Annotated in this window: 13 protein-coding genes; 5 read left to right on the top strand and 8 right to left on the bottom strand. The window is 69.2% G+C overall.

Annotated elements, in window-relative coordinates:
- Window positions 1-162: 162 nt before the first annotated feature.
- Both QC385_RS24510 and QC385_RS24505 read right to left on the bottom strand, forming a co-directional pair.
- Window positions 163-531, bottom strand: coding sequence for a hypothetical protein (locus tag QC385_RS24510; protein ID WP_279543663.1), 369 nt, complete (start codon window positions 529-531; stop codon window positions 163-165).
- The gene (locus QC385_RS24505; protein WP_279543507.1) at window positions 528-2,174 is read right to left on the bottom strand and encodes a glycoside hydrolase family 27 protein; all 1,647 of its coding nucleotides are present in this window, start codon (window positions 2,172-2,174) and stop codon (window positions 528-530) included. The genes QC385_RS24510 and QC385_RS24505 overlap by 4 nt, the downstream gene beginning before the upstream one ends.
- Before the next feature lie 359 nt (window positions 2,175-2,533).
- Between QC385_RS24505 and QC385_RS24500 the strand changes: the two genes are divergently transcribed.
- From QC385_RS24500 to QC385_RS24485, 4 genes are all read left to right on the top strand, one after another.
- Complete coding sequence (locus tag QC385_RS24500; protein ID WP_443032990.1) at window positions 2,534-4,177, top strand: glycoside hydrolase family 43 protein; 1,644 nt, start codon at window positions 2,534-2,536, stop codon at window positions 4,175-4,177.
- A gap of 47 nt (window positions 4,178-4,224) precedes the next feature.
- The gene (locus QC385_RS24495) at window positions 4,225-6,303 is read left to right on the top strand and encodes a non-reducing end alpha-L-arabinofuranosidase family hydrolase (RefSeq protein WP_279543505.1); all 2,079 of its coding nucleotides are present in this window, start codon (window positions 4,225-4,227) and stop codon (window positions 6,301-6,303) included.
- A 193-nt stretch (window positions 6,304-6,496) separates the two neighbouring features.
- The gene (locus QC385_RS24490; protein WP_279543504.1) at window positions 6,497-7,462 is read left to right on the top strand and encodes a glycoside hydrolase family 6 protein; all 966 of its coding nucleotides are present in this window, start codon (window positions 6,497-6,499) and stop codon (window positions 7,460-7,462) included.
- A 552-nt stretch (window positions 7,463-8,014) separates the two neighbouring features.
- The gene (locus tag QC385_RS24485; RefSeq protein ID WP_279543652.1) at window positions 8,015-10,453 is read left to right on the top strand and encodes a SpoIIE family protein phosphatase; all 2,439 of its coding nucleotides are present in this window, start codon (window positions 8,015-8,017) and stop codon (window positions 10,451-10,453) included.
- A gap of 60 nt (window positions 10,454-10,513) precedes the next feature.
- On the opposite strand, the gene QC385_RS24480 is transcribed toward QC385_RS24485, so the two are convergent.
- The 6 genes from QC385_RS24480 to QC385_RS24455 all read right to left on the bottom strand — a co-directional run bounded on the left by QC385_RS24480 (window position 10,514) and on the right by QC385_RS24455 (window position 16,082).
- On the bottom strand, window positions 10,514-11,089 hold the full coding sequence (locus QC385_RS24480) for a WapI family immunity protein (protein ID WP_279543503.1): 576 nt from the start codon (window positions 11,087-11,089) through the stop codon (window positions 10,514-10,516).
- Window positions 11,086-13,692 (bottom strand): rifamycin-inactivating phosphotransferase, encoded by a 2,607-nt coding sequence (rph, locus tag QC385_RS24475; RefSeq protein ID WP_279543502.1) that lies wholly within the window; start codon window positions 13,690-13,692, stop codon window positions 11,086-11,088. Before rph ends, QC385_RS24480 begins: the two co-directional genes overlap by 4 nt.
- 286 nt (window positions 13,693-13,978) lie before the next feature.
- On the bottom strand, window positions 13,979-14,644 hold the full coding sequence (locus tag QC385_RS24470) for a maleylpyruvate isomerase family mycothiol-dependent enzyme (protein ID WP_279543501.1): 666 nt from the start codon (window positions 14,642-14,644) through the stop codon (window positions 13,979-13,981).
- 41 nt (window positions 14,645-14,685) lie between these two features.
- Window positions 14,686-14,898, bottom strand: a complete 213-nt coding sequence (locus QC385_RS24465) for a DUF4287 domain-containing protein (protein ID WP_279543500.1) — start codon at window positions 14,896-14,898, stop codon at window positions 14,686-14,688.
- A 173-nt stretch (window positions 14,899-15,071) separates the two neighbouring features.
- Window positions 15,072-15,437, bottom strand: a complete 366-nt coding sequence (locus QC385_RS24460; protein WP_279543499.1) for a hypothetical protein — start codon at window positions 15,435-15,437, stop codon at window positions 15,072-15,074.
- A gap of 195 nt (window positions 15,438-15,632) precedes the next feature.
- Window positions 15,633-16,082, bottom strand: a complete 450-nt coding sequence (locus QC385_RS24455) for a DUF1707 SHOCT-like domain-containing protein (protein WP_279543498.1) — start codon at window positions 16,080-16,082, stop codon at window positions 15,633-15,635.
- 84 nt (window positions 16,083-16,166) lie between these two features.
- On the opposite strand from QC385_RS24455, the gene QC385_RS24450 reads away from it, so the two are divergent.
- Complete coding sequence (locus QC385_RS24450; protein WP_279543497.1) at window positions 16,167-16,766, top strand: TetR/AcrR family transcriptional regulator; 600 nt, start codon at window positions 16,167-16,169, stop codon at window positions 16,764-16,766.
- The last annotated feature ends 62 nt before the right edge of the window (window positions 16,767-16,828 follow it).

Genomic DNA, 16,828 nt, shown 5'->3' with positions numbered 1-16,828 from the left:
CGGCCTCCGACGGGGAGTCGTCGCCTTCGCGGACCCGAACGCACTGAGGGCCGAGGCCGGCCGCACCTCAAGGGCGTGGAGCGGCCTCGGCCCTGATGTCGAGTCAGCCGCCGTTCTTGCCGCCGACTCCGTTTCCGGTCTCCTGCGGCCGCGGGCCGGGCATCAGGCGGGCTTCCCGTACTGCACGCCACGCCCGTTGGTGGCGAGGCAGACCCGGCCGTGGACGCGCGGATCGCCGGTGATGGCGGCGCCGGTACGGCCCCACCGGTGCTGGTCGTCGTTGATCCGTGTCCAGGTCTCGCCCTCGTCGTCGGAGTGAGGTACGGCGCCTCGGAGACGTCGAGGACGGCCTTGTCCTTCAGGGACGTCCAGGTGCGGCGCGATGTCCGCGTCCGGGGTGATCCCCGCGACCACGTCCCCGGCCCGCTCGAACTCGGCGCCCAGTCGGGCGAGTTCGCGGTACACGCGCCCCGGCCGTCCGCTGTGCGGGAGGATGCCGCATCGCGTTGGCTTGCCGGAGCGAGGTGTCACGCGCGGGTCCACTTCTGGTTGGCCTGGCCGTTGCAGGTCCACAGGACCAGCGGGGTGCCGTTGGCGGTGCCGGCCCGGTCGACGTCGAGGCACAGCCCGGCGTGGACGTTGCGGATCGACCCGTCGGAGCCAACGGTCCACTTCTGGTTGTTCTGGCCGTTGCAGGGCCACGTGACGACCCGGGTGCCGTTGGCGGTGCCCTGGTTGCGGGCGTCCAGGCACTTGTCGCCGAAGACGCGGATCTCACCGCCGGCCCATGTGGTCCACAGCTGGTTGGCGGCCGTGTGGCAGTCCCAGATCAATACCGTCGCCCCGGCAGCGGTGGAGGAGTTGTCCACGTCCAGGCAGCGGCCGGAGGCGTTGCCGCGCAGCCGCGAGGTGGTGGCGGCCAGCGGGCTTCCCCCGCTCACCCGGAACACGGCCACGCCGTGCGCGGGGACGCTCGCCGAGATCTGCCCGGAGGTGCTCGACGTACCGCCGGTCCACAGATCCGTGAGGGTGAACGAACCACCGGAGAGACCGACTTGCGCGGCCGTGGTCGTGACCGTCGCCGTGCCTCCTCCCCGGTTGAACAGGCCCACCGCGACCGATCCGTCGGACAGGGCCTTGGCGAACACCTCAGTGTTGCCGTCGTCGCGGACCCTGCGCCCGCCCGCTCCCAGCGGGTCCTGGTTCACCGCCAGCAGACGCGGGTTGCGCAGGATCGCGCTCACGTCGGCGGACATGGTGCGGATGTCGTTGCCGGCCATGAGCGGTGCGCTCAGCAGCGCCCACAGGGCGAAGTGCGAGCGGGACTCGGTCAGGGAAAGTCCGGGACGGCCGACGACCAGCATGTCGGGGTCGTTCCAGTGCCCCGGGCCCGACTGCGCCCCCAGCGGCGCAGTGACGTCCAGGACATTGCCGACGCCCATCGGATAGCTGTTGGTGTTGCCGTTCTGCCAGATGTCGAGCAGGTCCTCGGTCGTCCGCCACAGGTCGGCGACCTCACCCCAGTTGTAGGTGGCGCCGGTGATGGCGTGGAAGCTGTTGGGGTTGATGCTGTAGACGATCGGCCGCCCGGTGGCGCGCAGGGCGTCGCGCATCAGCTTGAAGCGCGCGACCTGTTCGTCACGGGTGCCCTCGGAGGAGCACCAGTCGTACTTGAGGTAGTCGACGCCCCACGAGGCGAACGTGTTGGCGTCCTGGACCTCGTGCCCCTTGCTGCCCGTGGACCCCGGGTAGGTCCCCACGGTCTGCGCGCAGGTGCGTTCGCCCGGCACCTGGTAGATGCCGAACTTCAGGCCCTTACTGTGGATGTAGTCCCCGAGCGCCTTCATCCCGCTGGGGAACTTGGCCGGATTGGCCCGCAGGTTGCCTGCCGCGTCGCGCTGCGGGTCGAACCAGCAGTCGTCGACCACCACGTACCGGTAGCCGGCCTCCCGCATCCCCGAGGACACCATCGCGTCGGCGGCCTGACGGACCTGAGCCTCGGTGATCCCGCAGCCGAAGCTGTTCCAGCTGTTCCAGCCCAGCGGTGGGGTGAGCGCCGGGCTGCCGGGCGCGGCCGAGGCGGTGGAGTGAGCGGAGGCCGTCACGGACGCGGTGAACGTCAGCGCGGCGGCCGCGATGAGACGGAGCAGTCGTCTGACTGATCGTCTGGACACTGTGGGTTCCTTTCAGACAGGGGATGACTGCCGTACCGTCGCCGGTTTATGTCATGGTCATGACACGCCGGATCGTTGAGGGTTTCGAACTGCTTTCGGATCGCTGACGGCACGGATACTAGGGAGCTTCCCACGCTTGTCAACTCCAAGGCCGTTCAAGATTTCCGGCATCGGAACCTGCACGGGACACTGAACGACGAAACATTTCGACGTTATCAACGAATCATGCGAGACATATTGACGGGAGCTCTCAACCATCTACCATCCAGAATGCTCACCAGTCGATTACTGTTCGTAACCCCGAACGCCCTGGGCCCCCCTCCGAAGCGCATCACCCGCAGAGGGAGCGACACATGGACATGTCATGCTCGCGTCAAGCTGTGGGCCGCCGCACGGCGCTGGCCGCCGGCACCGGCCTGGTCGCCGGTGCCTTCCTGCCTCTTGCCGGAGCCTCCCGGACCGCCGCGGCCGCTCCCGCCCGGGAGTCGCCCCTCGCGGCCGCCCCGGCATATACGAACCCGGTCATCTGGCAGGACTTCGCGGACATCGACATCATCCGCGTCGGCGCCACCTACTACGCCTCCGCCTCGACGATGCACTACTCGCCGGGCGCACCCGTCCTGCGCTCGTACGACCTGGTGAACTGGGAGATCGCCGGTCACTCGGTGCCGACCCTCGACTTCGGCGCCAAGTACGACCTGAACGGCGGCCGGGGCTACGTCCGGGGCATCTGGGCCTCGTCGCTGGCCTACCGTCCGAGCAACAGGACCTTCTACTGGCTCGGCCAGATCGACTTCGCCAGGACGTACGTCTACACCGCCACCGCCGCCGAAGGGCCCTGGAACAGGCTCACGACGATCAGCACGCCGTACTACGACGCGGGGCTGCTCGTCGACAGCGACGACACCCTGTACGTGGCGTACGGCAACACCACCATCAGCGTGGCCCAGCTCTCGCGCGACGGCCGCAGCCAGGTCCGCACGCAGCAGGTGTTCACCACGCCGTCCAGCGTCGGCACGCTGGAAGGGGCCCGCTTCTACAAGATCAACGGGCAGTACTACATCTTCCTGACCCGCCCCGCGAACGGGCAGTACATCCTGAAGTCGTCGAGCGGCCCCTTCGGTCCGTACACGATGCGGCAGGTGCTCCTCGACCTGCGTGGGCCGATCCCCGGCGGTGGCGTCCCGCATCAGGGCGGGCTGGTGCAGACGCAGAGCGGCGCCTGGTACTACATGGCCTTCGTCGACGCGTACCCCGGTGGCCGGATGCCCGCCCTGGCACCCGTCACCTGGACCCCGGACGGCTGGCCCGTCGTGCAACTCGTCAACGGCGCGTGGGGCACCTCGTATCCCAGCCCGGCCGTGCCCACTCCACCCCGCCAGGTCACCCCCATGACCGGCGTCGACACCTTCGACGGCACGACCCTCAAACCGAGGTGGGAGTGGAACCACAACCCGGACAACACCAAGTGGTCGGTCGCCAACGGACTGACCCTGCGGACCGCGACCGTCACCAACGACCTGTACTGGGCGCGCAACACGCTCACCCACCGCATCCAGGGTCCCGCGTCCACGGCCACGGTCGATCTCGACTTCTCGGCGATGCGGGACGGTGACCGGGCCGGGCTCGCGCTGCTGCGTGACTCCTCGGCCTGGATCGGCGTCAAGCGCGACGGCGGCGCGACGCGGGTGGTGATGGTCAACGGGCTGACCATGGACGGCAACTGGAACACCACCGGCACCGGCACCGAGGTCGCGAGCGTCCCGGTCTCCGGCGGCCGCATCCGGCTGCGCGCGAGCGCGGACATCCGTCCCGGAGCGCCCCGGCCCGGCACCTTCTCCCACAGCACCGACGGCGCCACCTTCACCCGCCTCGGGCCCGCCTTCTCCATGGGCAACGACTGGCGGTTCTTCATGGGCTACCGATTCGCCCTCTTCAACCACGCCACGCGGGCGCTCGGCGGCGCGGTCCGCGTCACGCGGTTCGAACTGTCCACGCCCTGAACGACGGCATGGATCGCACCACCCGACCCCCCACCCCAAGGAGAACCATGAACCCGCTGAAACGGCTCGGCCGTCGCCGAGCCTCCGTCTTAGGCCTGCTGGCCGCGGCGGCGCTGGTGACGCCCGGGACCGCGACCGGCGCACCCGACGGCGTCCAGGCCAGCACGCTGGGCGCCCAAGCGGCCCAGTCCGGACGGTACTTCGGGACCGCCGTGGCCGCCGGACGGCTGGGCGACGGCACGTACACCCGCATCCTGGACCGCGAGTTCAACTCGGTCACAGCCGAGAACGAGATGAAGTGGGACGCGACCGAGCGGTCCCGCGGACAGTTCACCTTCGGCGCCGCCGACCAGATCGTGAACCGCGCGGCGGCCCGAGGCCAGCGCGTGCGGGGACACACGCTGGTATGGCACTCCCAGCTGCCCGACTGGGTCAAGGCCATCAGGGACGCGAACACGCTGCGGGGCGTGATGAACAACCACATCACCACCGTGGCGAACCGCTACAAGGGCAGGATCCACTCCTGGGACGTGGTCAACGAGGCCTTCGCCGACGGCGGCAGCGGCCAGCTGCGCGGCTCCGTCTTCCGGGACGTGCTGGGCAACGGCTTCATCGAGCAGGCGTTCCGCACGGCTCGGTCGGCCGACCCCGCGGCCAAGCTCTGCTACAACGACTACAACATCGAGAACTGGAGCGACGCCAAGACCCAGGGCGTCTACCGCATGGTGCGCGACTTCAAGGCGCGCGGCGTGCCCATCGACTGCGTCGGCCTCCAGGCCCACTTCGGCGCCGGCGGCCCGCCCGCCAGTTTCCAGACGACACTGTCGAGCTTCGCCGCCCTCGGTGTGGACGTCCAGATCACCGAACTCGACATCGCGCAGGCGCCGCCGAACGCGTACGCCAACACGGTGCGGGCCTGCATGAACGTGGCGCGCTGCACCGGCATCACCGTGTGGGGTATCCGCGACAGCGACTCCTGGCGCAGCGGGGAGAACCCCCTGCTGTTCGACCGCAACGGCAACAAGAAGCCGGCCTACGCGTCAGCGCTCACCGCTATGGGCGGCACTCCCGCGGTACGGAAGGCCGGCAGCGGCACTCCCGCAGCGCAGAAAACCGACAGCGGCACTCCCGCGGCGCAGCAGGCCGGCACCCGTTCGGCCCGGTCGGCCGCCGCGCTGCCGTCCCGGTTCTCCTGGAACTCCAGCGGCCCGCTGATCTCGCCGAAGTCGGACGCCGCCCACAACATCGCCGGGATCAAGGATCCGACGGTCGTCCGGTACAACGGCAAGTACCACGTGTTCGCCAGTACCGCGAGTTCCTCCGGATACAACCTGGTGTACCTGAACTTCAGTGACTGGTCGCAGGCCGGCTCGGCCACGCACCACTACCTGGACCGCAGCGCCATCGGGAAGGGGTACCGGGCCGCGCCGCAGGTCTTCTACTACGCGCCGCAACGCCTGTGGTACCTCGTCTACCAGACGGGCAACGCGTCCTACTCCACCAACCCCGACATCAGCAATCCGAACGGGTGGAGCGCACCGCGCAACTTCTACTCGTCGATGCCGGACATCATCAGGCAGAACATCGGCAACGGCCACTGGGTCGACATGTGGGTGATCTGCGACAGCGCCAACTGCTATCTGTTCTCCTCCGACGACAACGGGCACCTGTACCGCTCCCAGACGACCGTGGGCCAGTTCCCGAACGGCTTCACCAACACTGTCATCGCGGCCCGGGACTCCAAGTTCGCCCTCTTCGAGGCGAGCAACGTGTACAAGGTGCAGGGCTCCAACCAGTACCTGCTCCTGGTGGAGGCCATCGGATCGGACGGACGGCGCTACTTCCGCTCCTGGACGACGAGCAACCTCGCCGGCTCCTGGACGCAACTGGCCGCATCCGAGAGCAACCCCTTCGCCAAATCGAACAACGTCGCCTTCCCCTCGGGAGCCTGGACCAGGGACATCAGTCACGGTGAGATGATCCGTGCCGGTTACGACCAGACACTGACCATCCCCGCCTGCCGGCTCCAATACCTCTACCAAGGCATGAACCCCAGCGCGGGGGGTGACTACAACCTCCTCCCCTGGCGGCTGGGCCTGCTCACCCAGACCAACTCCACCTGCTGACAGTGTGGGCCCCGCCGCTCGTGCGGGGCCCATGCCCACAGGGCCCGTGCCGGTCACTTGGCACTCCTCGCTCGAGACGCCTGACTCACGAAGTGGGAGCGCTCCCACGAGGTCGTAACACCGCTCTTGCTCAGGTCGCACGCTCAGGACCAGAGCGTGCGACGCACCCCTGCCAGGAAATCGAGGTTCTGTCATGCGCCGCAGACTCCGCGCCTTGGCCGCAGCGTTCTTCGCCCTGCCGCTGGCGTTCGCCGCCGCACCGTCCGCCCACGCCGCTGACCCGACCAGCATGACCAGTGGGTTCTACGTGGACCCCGAATCCAGCGCGAAGCGGTGGGTGGCCGCCAACCCCGGCGACGGCCGGGCCGCCGCCATCAACGCCTCCATCGCCAACACCCCGATGGCCCGCTGGTTCGGCTCCTGGAGCGGCACCATCGGCACCGCCACGGGGGCCTACGCGGGAGCGGCGGACCGCGTCGACAAGCTGCCCCTCCTCGTCGCCTACAACATCTACAACCGCGACTACTGCGGCGGGCACTCAGCGGGCGGAGCCGCCTCGCCGTCCGCCTACGCCGACTGGATCGCCCAGTTCGCCGGCGGGATCGCGAACCGTCCTGCCGTCGTCATCCTCGAACCGGACTCCCTCGGGGACTACGGCTGCATGACCCAGGCGCAGATCGACGAACGCGAGGGCATGCTCAGCGGCGCTCTCGCCCAGTTCAGCCGTCAGGCCCCCAACACCTGGGTCTACATGGACGCCGGCAATCCGCGCTGGGCCGACGCGGCGACCATGGCCCGGCGCCTCCACGAAGCCGGCCTCCGACAGGCCCACGGCTTCTCGCTCAACATCTCCAACTACATCCCCACCGCCGAGAACACCGCCTACGGCAACGCCGTCAACCGGGAACTGAGCTCCCGCTACGGCTACACCAAGCCGTTCGTCGTGGACACCAGCCGCAACGGCAACGGCTCCAACGGCCAGTGGTGCAACCCCTCAGGCCGCCGCATCGGCACCCCGACCCAGCTGGGCGGAGGCGCCGAGATGCTCTTGTGGATCAAGGTTCCGGGCGAGTCCGACGGCAACTGCGGCGTCGGAGGCGGTTCCTCGGCCGGGCAGTTCCTCCCCGAGGTCGCCTACAAGATGATCTACGGCTACTGATCCCGGACCGCCGTGGCCTGGTACTCCGCGCCCCACGACCGGGCCACGGCGCCACCCGTCCCCGTTCCGGCCGAGCCCGCCGCTCACCGTCTCGCGCACAGGCAGTCGGCAGTCGGCCGTGGGCGTTCCGGCGTCCGCCATCGCGCCGGAGCAGTCATACGTGACGTATGCACGCGGCCGCCGCTACGGCGCTGCGCGGCTACCACCGTGTCCGCGGCCCTCACCGGGACGCCGACGCAAGCCTCCGGGAGGTCATGAACATGGCCGTGCGTGAGCCTGGCCGCAGGCCGAGCGATCTACCGCAGCTCGCCCGGCCAGGACACGCAGGGTCCGGCCCTCGCCCACCGACGACAGCCGCACGCTCGACGCGCGCCGGTGCGCTGGACGTGTGTGCCAGGAACGCCCCAAGCGCCGATGGCGGCCGCGGGTGGGGCCAGCCGCATGGAAAACAGGCCGGAGCGCCGTGGAGCGGGGGCGGATCTAGGCTGGAAGCAGCCGCTGGAAACCAGCCCTGGCAGGACGGCTGTCCGGACGGAGGCGTGACGCGTGGACATGGCGGGCAAGAAGGACTCCCCCACCGCCGCAGTCGTTGTGGACCCGGACGGCGTGGTGAGCGGCTGGAGCGAGGGAGGGCGGCTGCTGCTGGGGTGGACGGCGGAGGACACCGTCGGGCGTCCCGTGGCCGATCTGCTGGTCGATCCCCCACCCGACGGCTTTCCCGAGGGCTACGGTGCCGGCCCCGATCCCACGGGGTTCATCCCGCTGCGCCACCGGGACGGTTCCACGCTGGACGCCGTGGTGACGGCTCACCCGTTGGCCGGCCCCGACGGGCGGGCACTGGGTCACGTGGTGACGATCCAGCGCTGGGGACGCCGCCCGGTGATCGCCGACCGGGCCTTCGAGCAGTGCCCCTTCGCTCTGGGCGCCTACGACCCTGAGCTGCGCTTCCTGTGGATCAATGCCTCGTCGGGCCGGGTGATAGCGCACTCCGAGGAGCAAGTGCTCGGGAAGAAGTACCGCGAGGTGCTGCCCGAATTCGACCGCGAGCTGTTTCCCGAAAGGGACGACAAGCCCTACACCGACAAGCTCGCCGAAGTGGCGAGGACGGGCGAGCCCGCGCGTCTCATCACCGTCTTCCGTCCGCACGGCAGTAACTACGCCAACGCCTGGGCCACCAGCATATGGCCCGTCCGGGATGCCGAGGGCAGGGTCCGCGCGGTCGCCAACTGGGGATTCGACATGAGCGCCGAGTACTGGGCTCGGCAGCGCCTGCTCATCCTCAACGAGGCCAGCGGCGGCATCGGCCGGACACTCGACGTGATCGGCACCGCCCGGGAACTGGCCATGGCCCCGGTGCCGGGATTCGCCGACCTCGTCCGCGTGGATCTCTTCGACGATGTGCTTCGCGGAGAGGAACCGCCCTCCGCGTCCGCGTTCATCCCCGGCGAGACCATCACGCTCAGCCGTGCCGCCCAGCACAGCGTGAAGGAGGAGACCAACGGGGATCCCGGGCCCACGATGCCGGTCAGCCACCCTCCCGGTTCCGTCGCCGCCCGCTGCATGGCCACCGGGAGGTCCACGGTCGAGCTCGCCGCTGATCCCGGCGAGGGCGGCGAATGGGCCTTCGGGCCCGGGCTCGCCGCCGACCCGGCGCACTGGCCACCGGGCAACCCGTTGATCGACGGGTCCATCGCCGCGGACGGGCTGACCGGCCGGATCACCGTGCCGCTCCGGGCGCGCGGCGCGCTGCTCGGCGTCGTCGCCTTCTCCCGCACCGACCGGCCCGAGGCCTTCACCGCCGACGACCTGATCCTCGCCGAAGAACTGACCGCCAAGGCGGCCGTCGCCATCGACAACGCCCGCCGTTACTCGCGCGAACGCACGACCGCGCTGACCCTGCAACGCAGCCTGCTGCCGCAGGGGCCGCCGAAACAGGAGGCGGTCGAGGTGGCATCCCGCTACCTGCCCGGCGGGTCCGGCGCCGAAGTGGGCGGTGACTGGTTCGACGTCATCCCGCTGTCCGGTGCCCGGGTCGCACTGGTCGTGGGCGATGTCGTCGGCCATGGCCTGCACGCCTCGGCCAGCATGGGCCGGCTGCGCACGGCGGTCCGCACCCTCGCCGACGTCGACCTGCCGCCGGACGAGCTGCTGACCCACCTGGACGACCTGGTCCTCCACCTCGCCAGCGACCTCCAGTCCGCCGACCACTTCCAGCCGGCCGGCGAGACCGGGGCCACCTGCCTGTACACCGTCTACGACCCCGTCTCCCGGCGCTTCACGCTGGCGAGCGCCGGCCATCCCCTGCCTCTGATCATCTCCACGGACGGCACCAGGACACCGGTACCCGCACAGCCTGGACCGCCGCTAGGTATCGGTGGACTGCCTTTCGAGGCCACCGAGCTCGAGCTGCCCGAGGGCAGCCTGCTCGCCCTCTACACCGACGGACTGGTGCGAACCCGCAAGCGCGACGTCGACCAGCGGATCACCGAACTCCAGGGGATCCTGAACCACTCGGCCACCTCGCTGGAGGCCCTGTGCGACACGGTGATGGACGCCATGCTCCCGGAACGCCGCACCGACGACGCCGCCCTGCTGCTCGCCCGCACGCGCGCGCTGGATCCCCACCACATCGCCGACTGGGACATCGAACCCGACCCCTCACAGGTCCCGCACGCCAGGAAGTCCGCCGTCGACCAGGTGGACGCCTGGGGCCTGGAGGAGGCGGCCTTCGTCACCGAACTGGTCGTCAGCGAGCTGGTCACCAACGCCATCCGATACGGTGAGCCGCCGATCAGACTGCGGCTGATTCGCGACAACTCCCTGATCTGCGAGGTCTCCGACGCCAGCAACACCGCCCCGCACCTACGCCGGGCCCGCGCCTTCGACGAGGGCGGCCGGGGACTGTTGCTCGTCGCCCAGCTCACCCAGGGGTGGGGCACCCGGCACACCACCAGCGGCAAGACGATCTGGTGCGCGCAGACCCTCCCCTAGCTTCCTGGTGGTCCGGACCCGACGCCCAGCCACCCGCCACCACATCGGGCGAGTCCGGCCTCAGCGCAGAGGAAACTGTGCGAGGCGCTGGTCCCATTCCTCCGCTGCCCGCATCAGCTTGGCTCGGTCTGTCTCGATCTCGACCACGTGCTGAAAGCGACCCGGGTTCTCCCGCCGCGGAGGCGCGGCCTCGCGCGAGAGGTGGACTCGCACCACTCCCGTGCCGCCGTGCCACCGGACCTGACTGAAGGCGAGGTCCGGTTCGAGGAAGGAAAGGTCCGGGACGAGGTGCCCTTCCGGGTCCTGCTGCGCGTCCTGCCTCCGCCCGTCCGCGACAGCACGCAACCACGCGGACAACTCATGAGCCTCGTCGACCAGTAGACACGAGTCCGTGAAGGACCAGCTGGCCGCCGGAGTGGTGACTTCGGCCCCGATGGTGAGCCAGTTGTCGTCCCAGCGGTCACCACTGGCCACTGGAAACTGGTAACGGAGCGGCTGCAGGACGATGCCGCCTGCCGGATCAACAAGTCGCACTGCCGAAGGATGCCACACCGCCTCCCTCGACATCACGGCCGAGCAACTGCACGCGGCACGCACCGCGCTGTCAGGGGACGTGTTCCCGATGTGGTCGGTCAAGGCAGGAGCTCGACGTACCCGTCGGTTCCGTGCACGCGGATCCGCTGCCCGTCCCGGATCAGCCGGGTCGCCTGCTCCACGCCCACGACGGCCGGCAAGCCGTACTCCCGGGCGATGACGGCGCCATGGGTCATCAGGCCGCCCACCTCCGTCACCAGGCCCGTGATTGCGACGAACAGGGGCGACCAGCTGGAGTCCGTGAACGTCGTGACCAGGATGTCGCCCGGTTCGAGGTCGGCCTCCGCCAGGTCGAGGATGACGCGAGCCCTTCCCTCGATGGTCCCGGCGGAAACCGGCAGACCGACCAGGGCGCCGGCCGGCATGTCGTCACGCCGGTACGCCCCGGTGACGGCCTCACCGTCCGATGTGAGGACCCGGGGCGGGGTGAGCGCGTGGTACGACCGGAACGCGTCCTTGCGCTGCTGGATGAGCCGGTCATCCACCTGTTGCGAGCGCACGACGTCGTGCAGTTCCTGGAACGTGAGGTAGAAGATGTCCTCCTTCTCACGAAGCACGCCTGCCCGCACGAGGCTCTCGGCCTCCGCCAGCAAGGCCTGCTTGTAGACGAAATAGCGGCTGACGATGCCGTACTTCGGGTACTCCCGGTACCCGATGAAGGTTCTGACCCGGTCGATCATCCGCTTGGTCTCGTCGGCTTTCCGGTCCCCGTCCGGCAGGGCCCGCAAGCGTGACAGCACGTCCTGTTCCTTCTCCTGCGCCTTCTGCCGCCCTTGCTCGAAGCGCCGCTCGGCCGCGCCCGGCTCGAAGTTCCTGACGTTGTCGAGGATCACGGGCACCAGCGTGGTGGGGCGCTCGCGCCAGCGAGACCTCGTGATGTCGATCTCGCCGACACAGCGCATGCCGTACCGGTCGAGGTAGGCCTCGATGGCGTCACGCGCCTCGGTCCCGCCCGCGAGCTTCGCCAAGTCGTCCAGGAAACCCTCGTCCTCGACGCCCACGCTCTGCAGGAACGCCACCACCTCCGGATGCGGGCGGATCACGTCCGCGACGTCGAGCAACGCCAGTCCCATCTCCGACGTGATGTTGTCGGGGGCGGACAGCGTGAGCGTGTCAGCCGCGTTCTTCTCCCCCAGCCACTCCCCCAGCTTGTCGTTGAGCCACCATGTGGCCTCCATCCCCGCCATGATCGCCTGCATGCTCAGCGGATCACTGAGGACCCGCTTGTGCTCCTCGAAGGCCTCCAGCAGGAACCCGAACAGCGCCGGTCCGGTCTTCGTCCGGATGTCGCGCTCCAGAGCGGCGATGGACACCTGGCTGCGCTCGATCAGCTCGGCGACGATGGCCGGATCGGTCTCGATCGGAGCGGACGGGCCGCCGGCGCTCGGCGGCCCGCCGGGGGCCGTGTCCGGCAGTACGGGGACGAAATCGCCGCGGTCGAGGACCGTCTCCAGCGCGTCCCTGACCAGCGGGTCGCCTCTTCCCACGACGTCCAGGAGGCCGGCGCGGCTCGCGGGCGAGGCCAGGCGCCGGGTGACGTCGACGAACAGCCTCCCGCCGGCCTCGTGCATCGGCACCATGGCCGTCAGCTGCCACATGGAGAGCCCCAGGGGCCTCATGGGGTCGGTCATCATCTGCTGATGACCGACGGAGACGTAGACGTGATCCTCCTGGTCACCGGTCTCGGGGATGGGGAAGAGCGTCGTGATCGGCCGGCTCTGAACGATCTGGAAGTCATCGTCGACGAGGCACCATTCGATGTCCTGCGGGCCGTCGAAGTGCGCTTCGATCCTGCGCCCGAGCTGCACGAGCCGTACGACCTGCGCGTCCGTCAGCGCCGGCTCCTCCTGCCGCTGCGAGTCGATCGCCACCTCCTGCGTACCGCCGGCCGGCAGGGCACGAACGGCACGCTGTTTGGCGGCGATCGCCTTGGTGACGACTTCGCCTGCTCGCACCTTGAAGACGTCCGGGTTCACCAGGCCGGAGACCAGGGCCTCGCCGAGACCGAATCCGGCGTCCACGGTGGCGACCTTCCGGTTGCCCGTGACGGGGTCGGCCGTGAACAGGATGCCGGCCGCATGCGGGAAGACCATCCGCTGCACGACCACGGCCATGTGGACCGTACGGTGGTCGATGCCGCTGCGCCGGCGGTAGGTCACGGCCCGCTCGGTGAACAGCGAGGCCCAGCACCGGCTGACGTGCCGGAGGACCGCGGTCGGCCCCACGACGTTCAGGTACGTGTCCTGCTGGCCGGCGAAGGAGGCCGTCGGCAGGTCCTCTGCCGTCGCGCTGGACCGGACGGCGTAGGCAGCCTGCTCGCCGCGCTGCGCGAGCGCGCGGGTGATCGCCGCCGCGAGATCATCCGGGATGGCGACTTCTTCAATGGTCCGGCGAATCTCCGCGCTGAGCGTGCGGATCGCCTCCCGGTCGTCCGGCTTCACGCGCGACAGCTGGTCGAGCCGATCGTCGATCGACGGCGCTTCCGCCAGGATCCGCCGGAAGGCGTCCGTCGTCACGCAAAAGCCACCCGGCACGCCGATGCCTTCGATCCGCGACAGCTCGCCCAGGTGCGCGCCCTTGCCGCCGGCGACCGCGACCTGATGCCCGCCAATCTCCTGAAGGTCCAACACGTACTGCTCGATCATCCGCGCTCCCTCTGTGGCCGCCGCGCTCGGCCGCACCGCACCCATCCGGCGACACGCACACGGCACATCCGTCCCCCACGCCCGCAACCCAGGTTGAGGCCTCGACGGAGGATTCTGCGCGACGACCCGGGTCTTGCCGCAAGCCCCCCTGTGCGCTATACGTTGAGAGTGGCAAGGAGAGAGCTCTCCTTGCCTTTTGTCTTTACGCCTGTGCCTTTTGCCGTCGGCCGGAACTGAGAAGCTCCCCGCGAAGCGACGGCGCGCGCCGCGTTCCCACTCAGCGCAGTCAGGCCATCCCGCAGCGTCTGCGGAGGAGCTCCACGCCATCCCCTTCGAGATCGTCGCAGTACGTCGAGCGCCCGGTCATCGCCATCACCAGGGCCAAGGTGGTACCGGAGACGAGCGGCCCGGAACCCGTCGTGAAAGGGCCGTCATCCGCCACGAGCGTCAGGCCGCCGATACGTCCCTTGGCAACGACGACGAGGTCCGAGCCGCGGTAGTACTCAGCCACCAGCGTGACCACCTCGATCGGGTACTCACGACTGATGCCCAGCGGACGCCTGATGTCCTCTCCGTGCACGAGGGTCTCGCCCAGTATGGCAATGGCGGGGAGAGGAGGCTTGATCGTGTTCAGGGCCGCGCGCCGGAATCTCTCCAGCGTCTCGGCCGGAGTGGCGCCCAACTGCTCCGCCAGCCGCATGGCCACCTGTTTGTCGAAGTCGAACCGGCAGCGGAGCACACCCGCCAGCCACCGCAGGGAGTTGAGGCTCGCTGCCGCGGTGAGGTGCGCCAGCACCTCACGAACCGTCAACTCGGTGCACAGCGACGGCGTTGCCCACTGCTCGTCAGTCAGCTCTGCGAGATCAGCGGCCAGCGCCGTTCGCTCAGCGTGTATCTGGGGCCAGACTCCGGCTCCACGGGTGCGGTCTGCTGCCAGTTCCGGATCAATCACGCGGGAGGTCTCCTGTCACGATTGCTGCCGTGCGCAGCAGCTCAGTCGCCGGACCGCTCGGCGAGGGTGTGTGCGACGAGGGCGTTGGCGTGGCCGTGGCCCAGGCCGTGCTCGGCCTTGAGCCAGTTCACGAGCTCCATGTGCTTGGTCAGAGGCGAGGAGCGGATCAGGTCCTTCCACTCGGCGATCGGGCGACCGTACTTCTTCTCGATGGAAGGGAAGTAGCTGGCAGGGCCTTTCACGGTGGCGGTCATGTCGGTCATCCTGTCTGTCCGTTGTGCTGCTTCGGTCTCGTCGCTGGTATGACCGAGGGGCACGAACGGAGTCATCGGTCACTGAAGGTGTGCTGCGTCACACTTGCTGATGGCCGAGGACCGGAGGCACGTGAGGACTGTCCGCCCAAAGCCGTAGGGTTCCGAGCGCAGTGCTATGCGAAGCGCGCCCAGTCCGGGTTCCGCGGATGTGCTGGTCCGTCCCACACCAGGGACTGATCGACGAGACCGGGCACCTTCGTGTCCTGGTGTCCGTCCGCGTACTCCACGCCGCGGTTCTCGTACAGGGCATCGGCGACTTCGATGAGGTAGTCGGCGAACGACGGCCACACACCCAGCTTGGGTATGCCGGCCTCTTCGAAGGTTCCGATCCGCCCGTAGCCGGGTCCTGGGGTGCAGTCCGCGAACAGCCCGTACAGGCCGCTGCGGTCGGTCGCGGCGAAGGCGAGGTACCGCACCACCGGGTCGGCCGCCCGGCCGATCGTGTGGGAACCTTCCTCCCAGTAAGGCAGATGCTGCACCGGAGGGATCGCGTGCTTGCTCGGCAGCAGCCAGGCCGTCCCCTCTCCTTTCGGCGCGAGGCCGGTCTCCGGCTCAGGCGTCCAGCCGAAGTCGGCAGGATGGCCTGTGCCGTTGTGAAGACGGTAACCTTTCGGACCCCAGTGCCCCGCCCAGGACCGCCAGTTGGCAGTTCGAGAGCACCCAGACCGGAGGCCTCAGCGGGCCACAGTGCGACCACCGTCTCCTTCATCGCTGCCGTCGGTGTCGCGCGGCCAGATGGCGATGGCTATCAGCACGGCCGCCCACACGCCCAGCGGCGTGGCCGGCCAGTAGTAGGTCAGCTCTCCCTTCTGCGCACAGCGTGCGCCCCAGATCCCGGACATGATCACCGCCCCACCGAGCCAATAGCGCCATTCGGCCAGCCACTCCCTGAGGTCTATGCGCTCCTGCTCCGAGCGCGTCGGCACCGGAGCGGGTAAGTCGGCTGTCAGCGCTGCGAGTTCAGCGGCCGTACGCGCCCGCAGAGCGCGCTCGGAACGGATCTCGTGCTCGTGCGGATCGAGTCGCCCCTCGGCCAGCGCCGCCGTCAGCACACCGAGCGCCTCGTCGCGGTCGCGGTCCGATACCCGCATAGCGGGCACCGCAGGCTCACGCCGGTCATCCACCACTGTCTCCCTTCGGGTCCGTGCAGCACCTCACCTGACGCAAGGTTAGAATACGACTGTATCTCAAAGATGGGAGCGCGACCCATGCCCAAGACCGTCGACAGGGAGGAACAGCGCCGGCAAATCGGTGCGGCGCTGCTCCAGTTGGTCGCCGAACGCGGCCTCGACGAGGTCAGCGTGCGCACCGTGGCCGCGGCGACGGGCCGTTCCCCCGGCGCCGTTCAGAAGTACTTCCGCACCAAGGACGAGATGCTCACGTTCGCCGCCGAGCTGGCCGGCGAGCGCATCGAGCGCCGGATGGCCGAGGTGAACACCGCACTGCCGCTGCGCCAGGCGCTGCGGGACCTGATCCTGACCACGCTCCCCGTGGACGCCGAGCGACGCGCCGAGGCCACCGCGCAACTCGCCTTCGCCGTCCACGCGGCACATCACCCCCGCCTTGCCGAGATCCGGCGGCAGGTCGACCAGGACATCCGTCAGGCGCTGGCCACCTGGCTGGAGTCGGCCGGGCACGAAACCCACGCGGTGGCCCTCGCCGATGCCGTCATCGCACTGTCCGACGGCCTGGCACTGCGCATGCTGTACACCCCACAGGAGCACGAGCACTTGCTCACCGTCCTGGACCGGACGTTGAACACTCTGATCCCGAACTCTGGAGCGGCGGCCCGGCATCTCCGCGAGTAGGGTCGGCGCGCCCAATCACAGCCGGCATTCCGCTTGCTGCCGGCCCAAGGGTGGAGTGCCGA

The organism is Streptomyces sp. DH10 (genome assembly GCF_029813805.1).
GTDB classification, from domain to species: domain Bacteria; phylum Actinomycetota; class Actinomycetes; order Streptomycetales; family Streptomycetaceae; genus Streptomyces; species Streptomyces coeruleofuscus.
Note: the sequence above shows the minus strand (reverse complement) of the source record. Positions and strands in the feature narration are given on the sequence as shown.

What these genes read in the sequence shown, in the direction of transcription:
- QC385_RS24465 (WP_279543500.1), bottom strand. Translation starts at nt 14,898, where the DNA reads ATGACCGCCACCGTGAAAGGCCCTGCCAGCTACTTCCCTTCCATCGAG.
- QC385_RS24450 (WP_279543497.1), top strand. Translation starts at nt 16,167, where the DNA reads ATGCCCAAGACCGTCGACAGGGAGGAACAGCGCCGGCAAATCGGTGCG.
- QC385_RS24490 (WP_279543504.1), top strand. Translation starts at nt 6,497, where the DNA reads ATGCGCCGCAGACTCCGCGCCTTGGCCGCAGCGTTCTTCGCCCTGCCG.
- QC385_RS24500 (WP_443032990.1), top strand. Translation starts at nt 2,534, where the DNA reads ATGTCATGCTCGCGTCAAGCTGTGGGCCGCCGCACGGCGCTGGCCGCC.
- rph (WP_279543502.1), bottom strand. Translation starts at nt 13,692, where the DNA reads ATGATCGAGCAGTACGTGTTGGACCTTCAGGAGATTGGCGGGCATCAG.
- QC385_RS24495 (WP_279543505.1), top strand. Translation starts at nt 4,225, where the DNA reads ATGAACCCGCTGAAACGGCTCGGCCGTCGCCGAGCCTCCGTCTTAGGC.
- QC385_RS24485 (WP_279543652.1), top strand. Translation starts at nt 8,015, where the DNA reads ATGGCGGGCAAGAAGGACTCCCCCACCGCCGCAGTCGTTGTGGACCCG.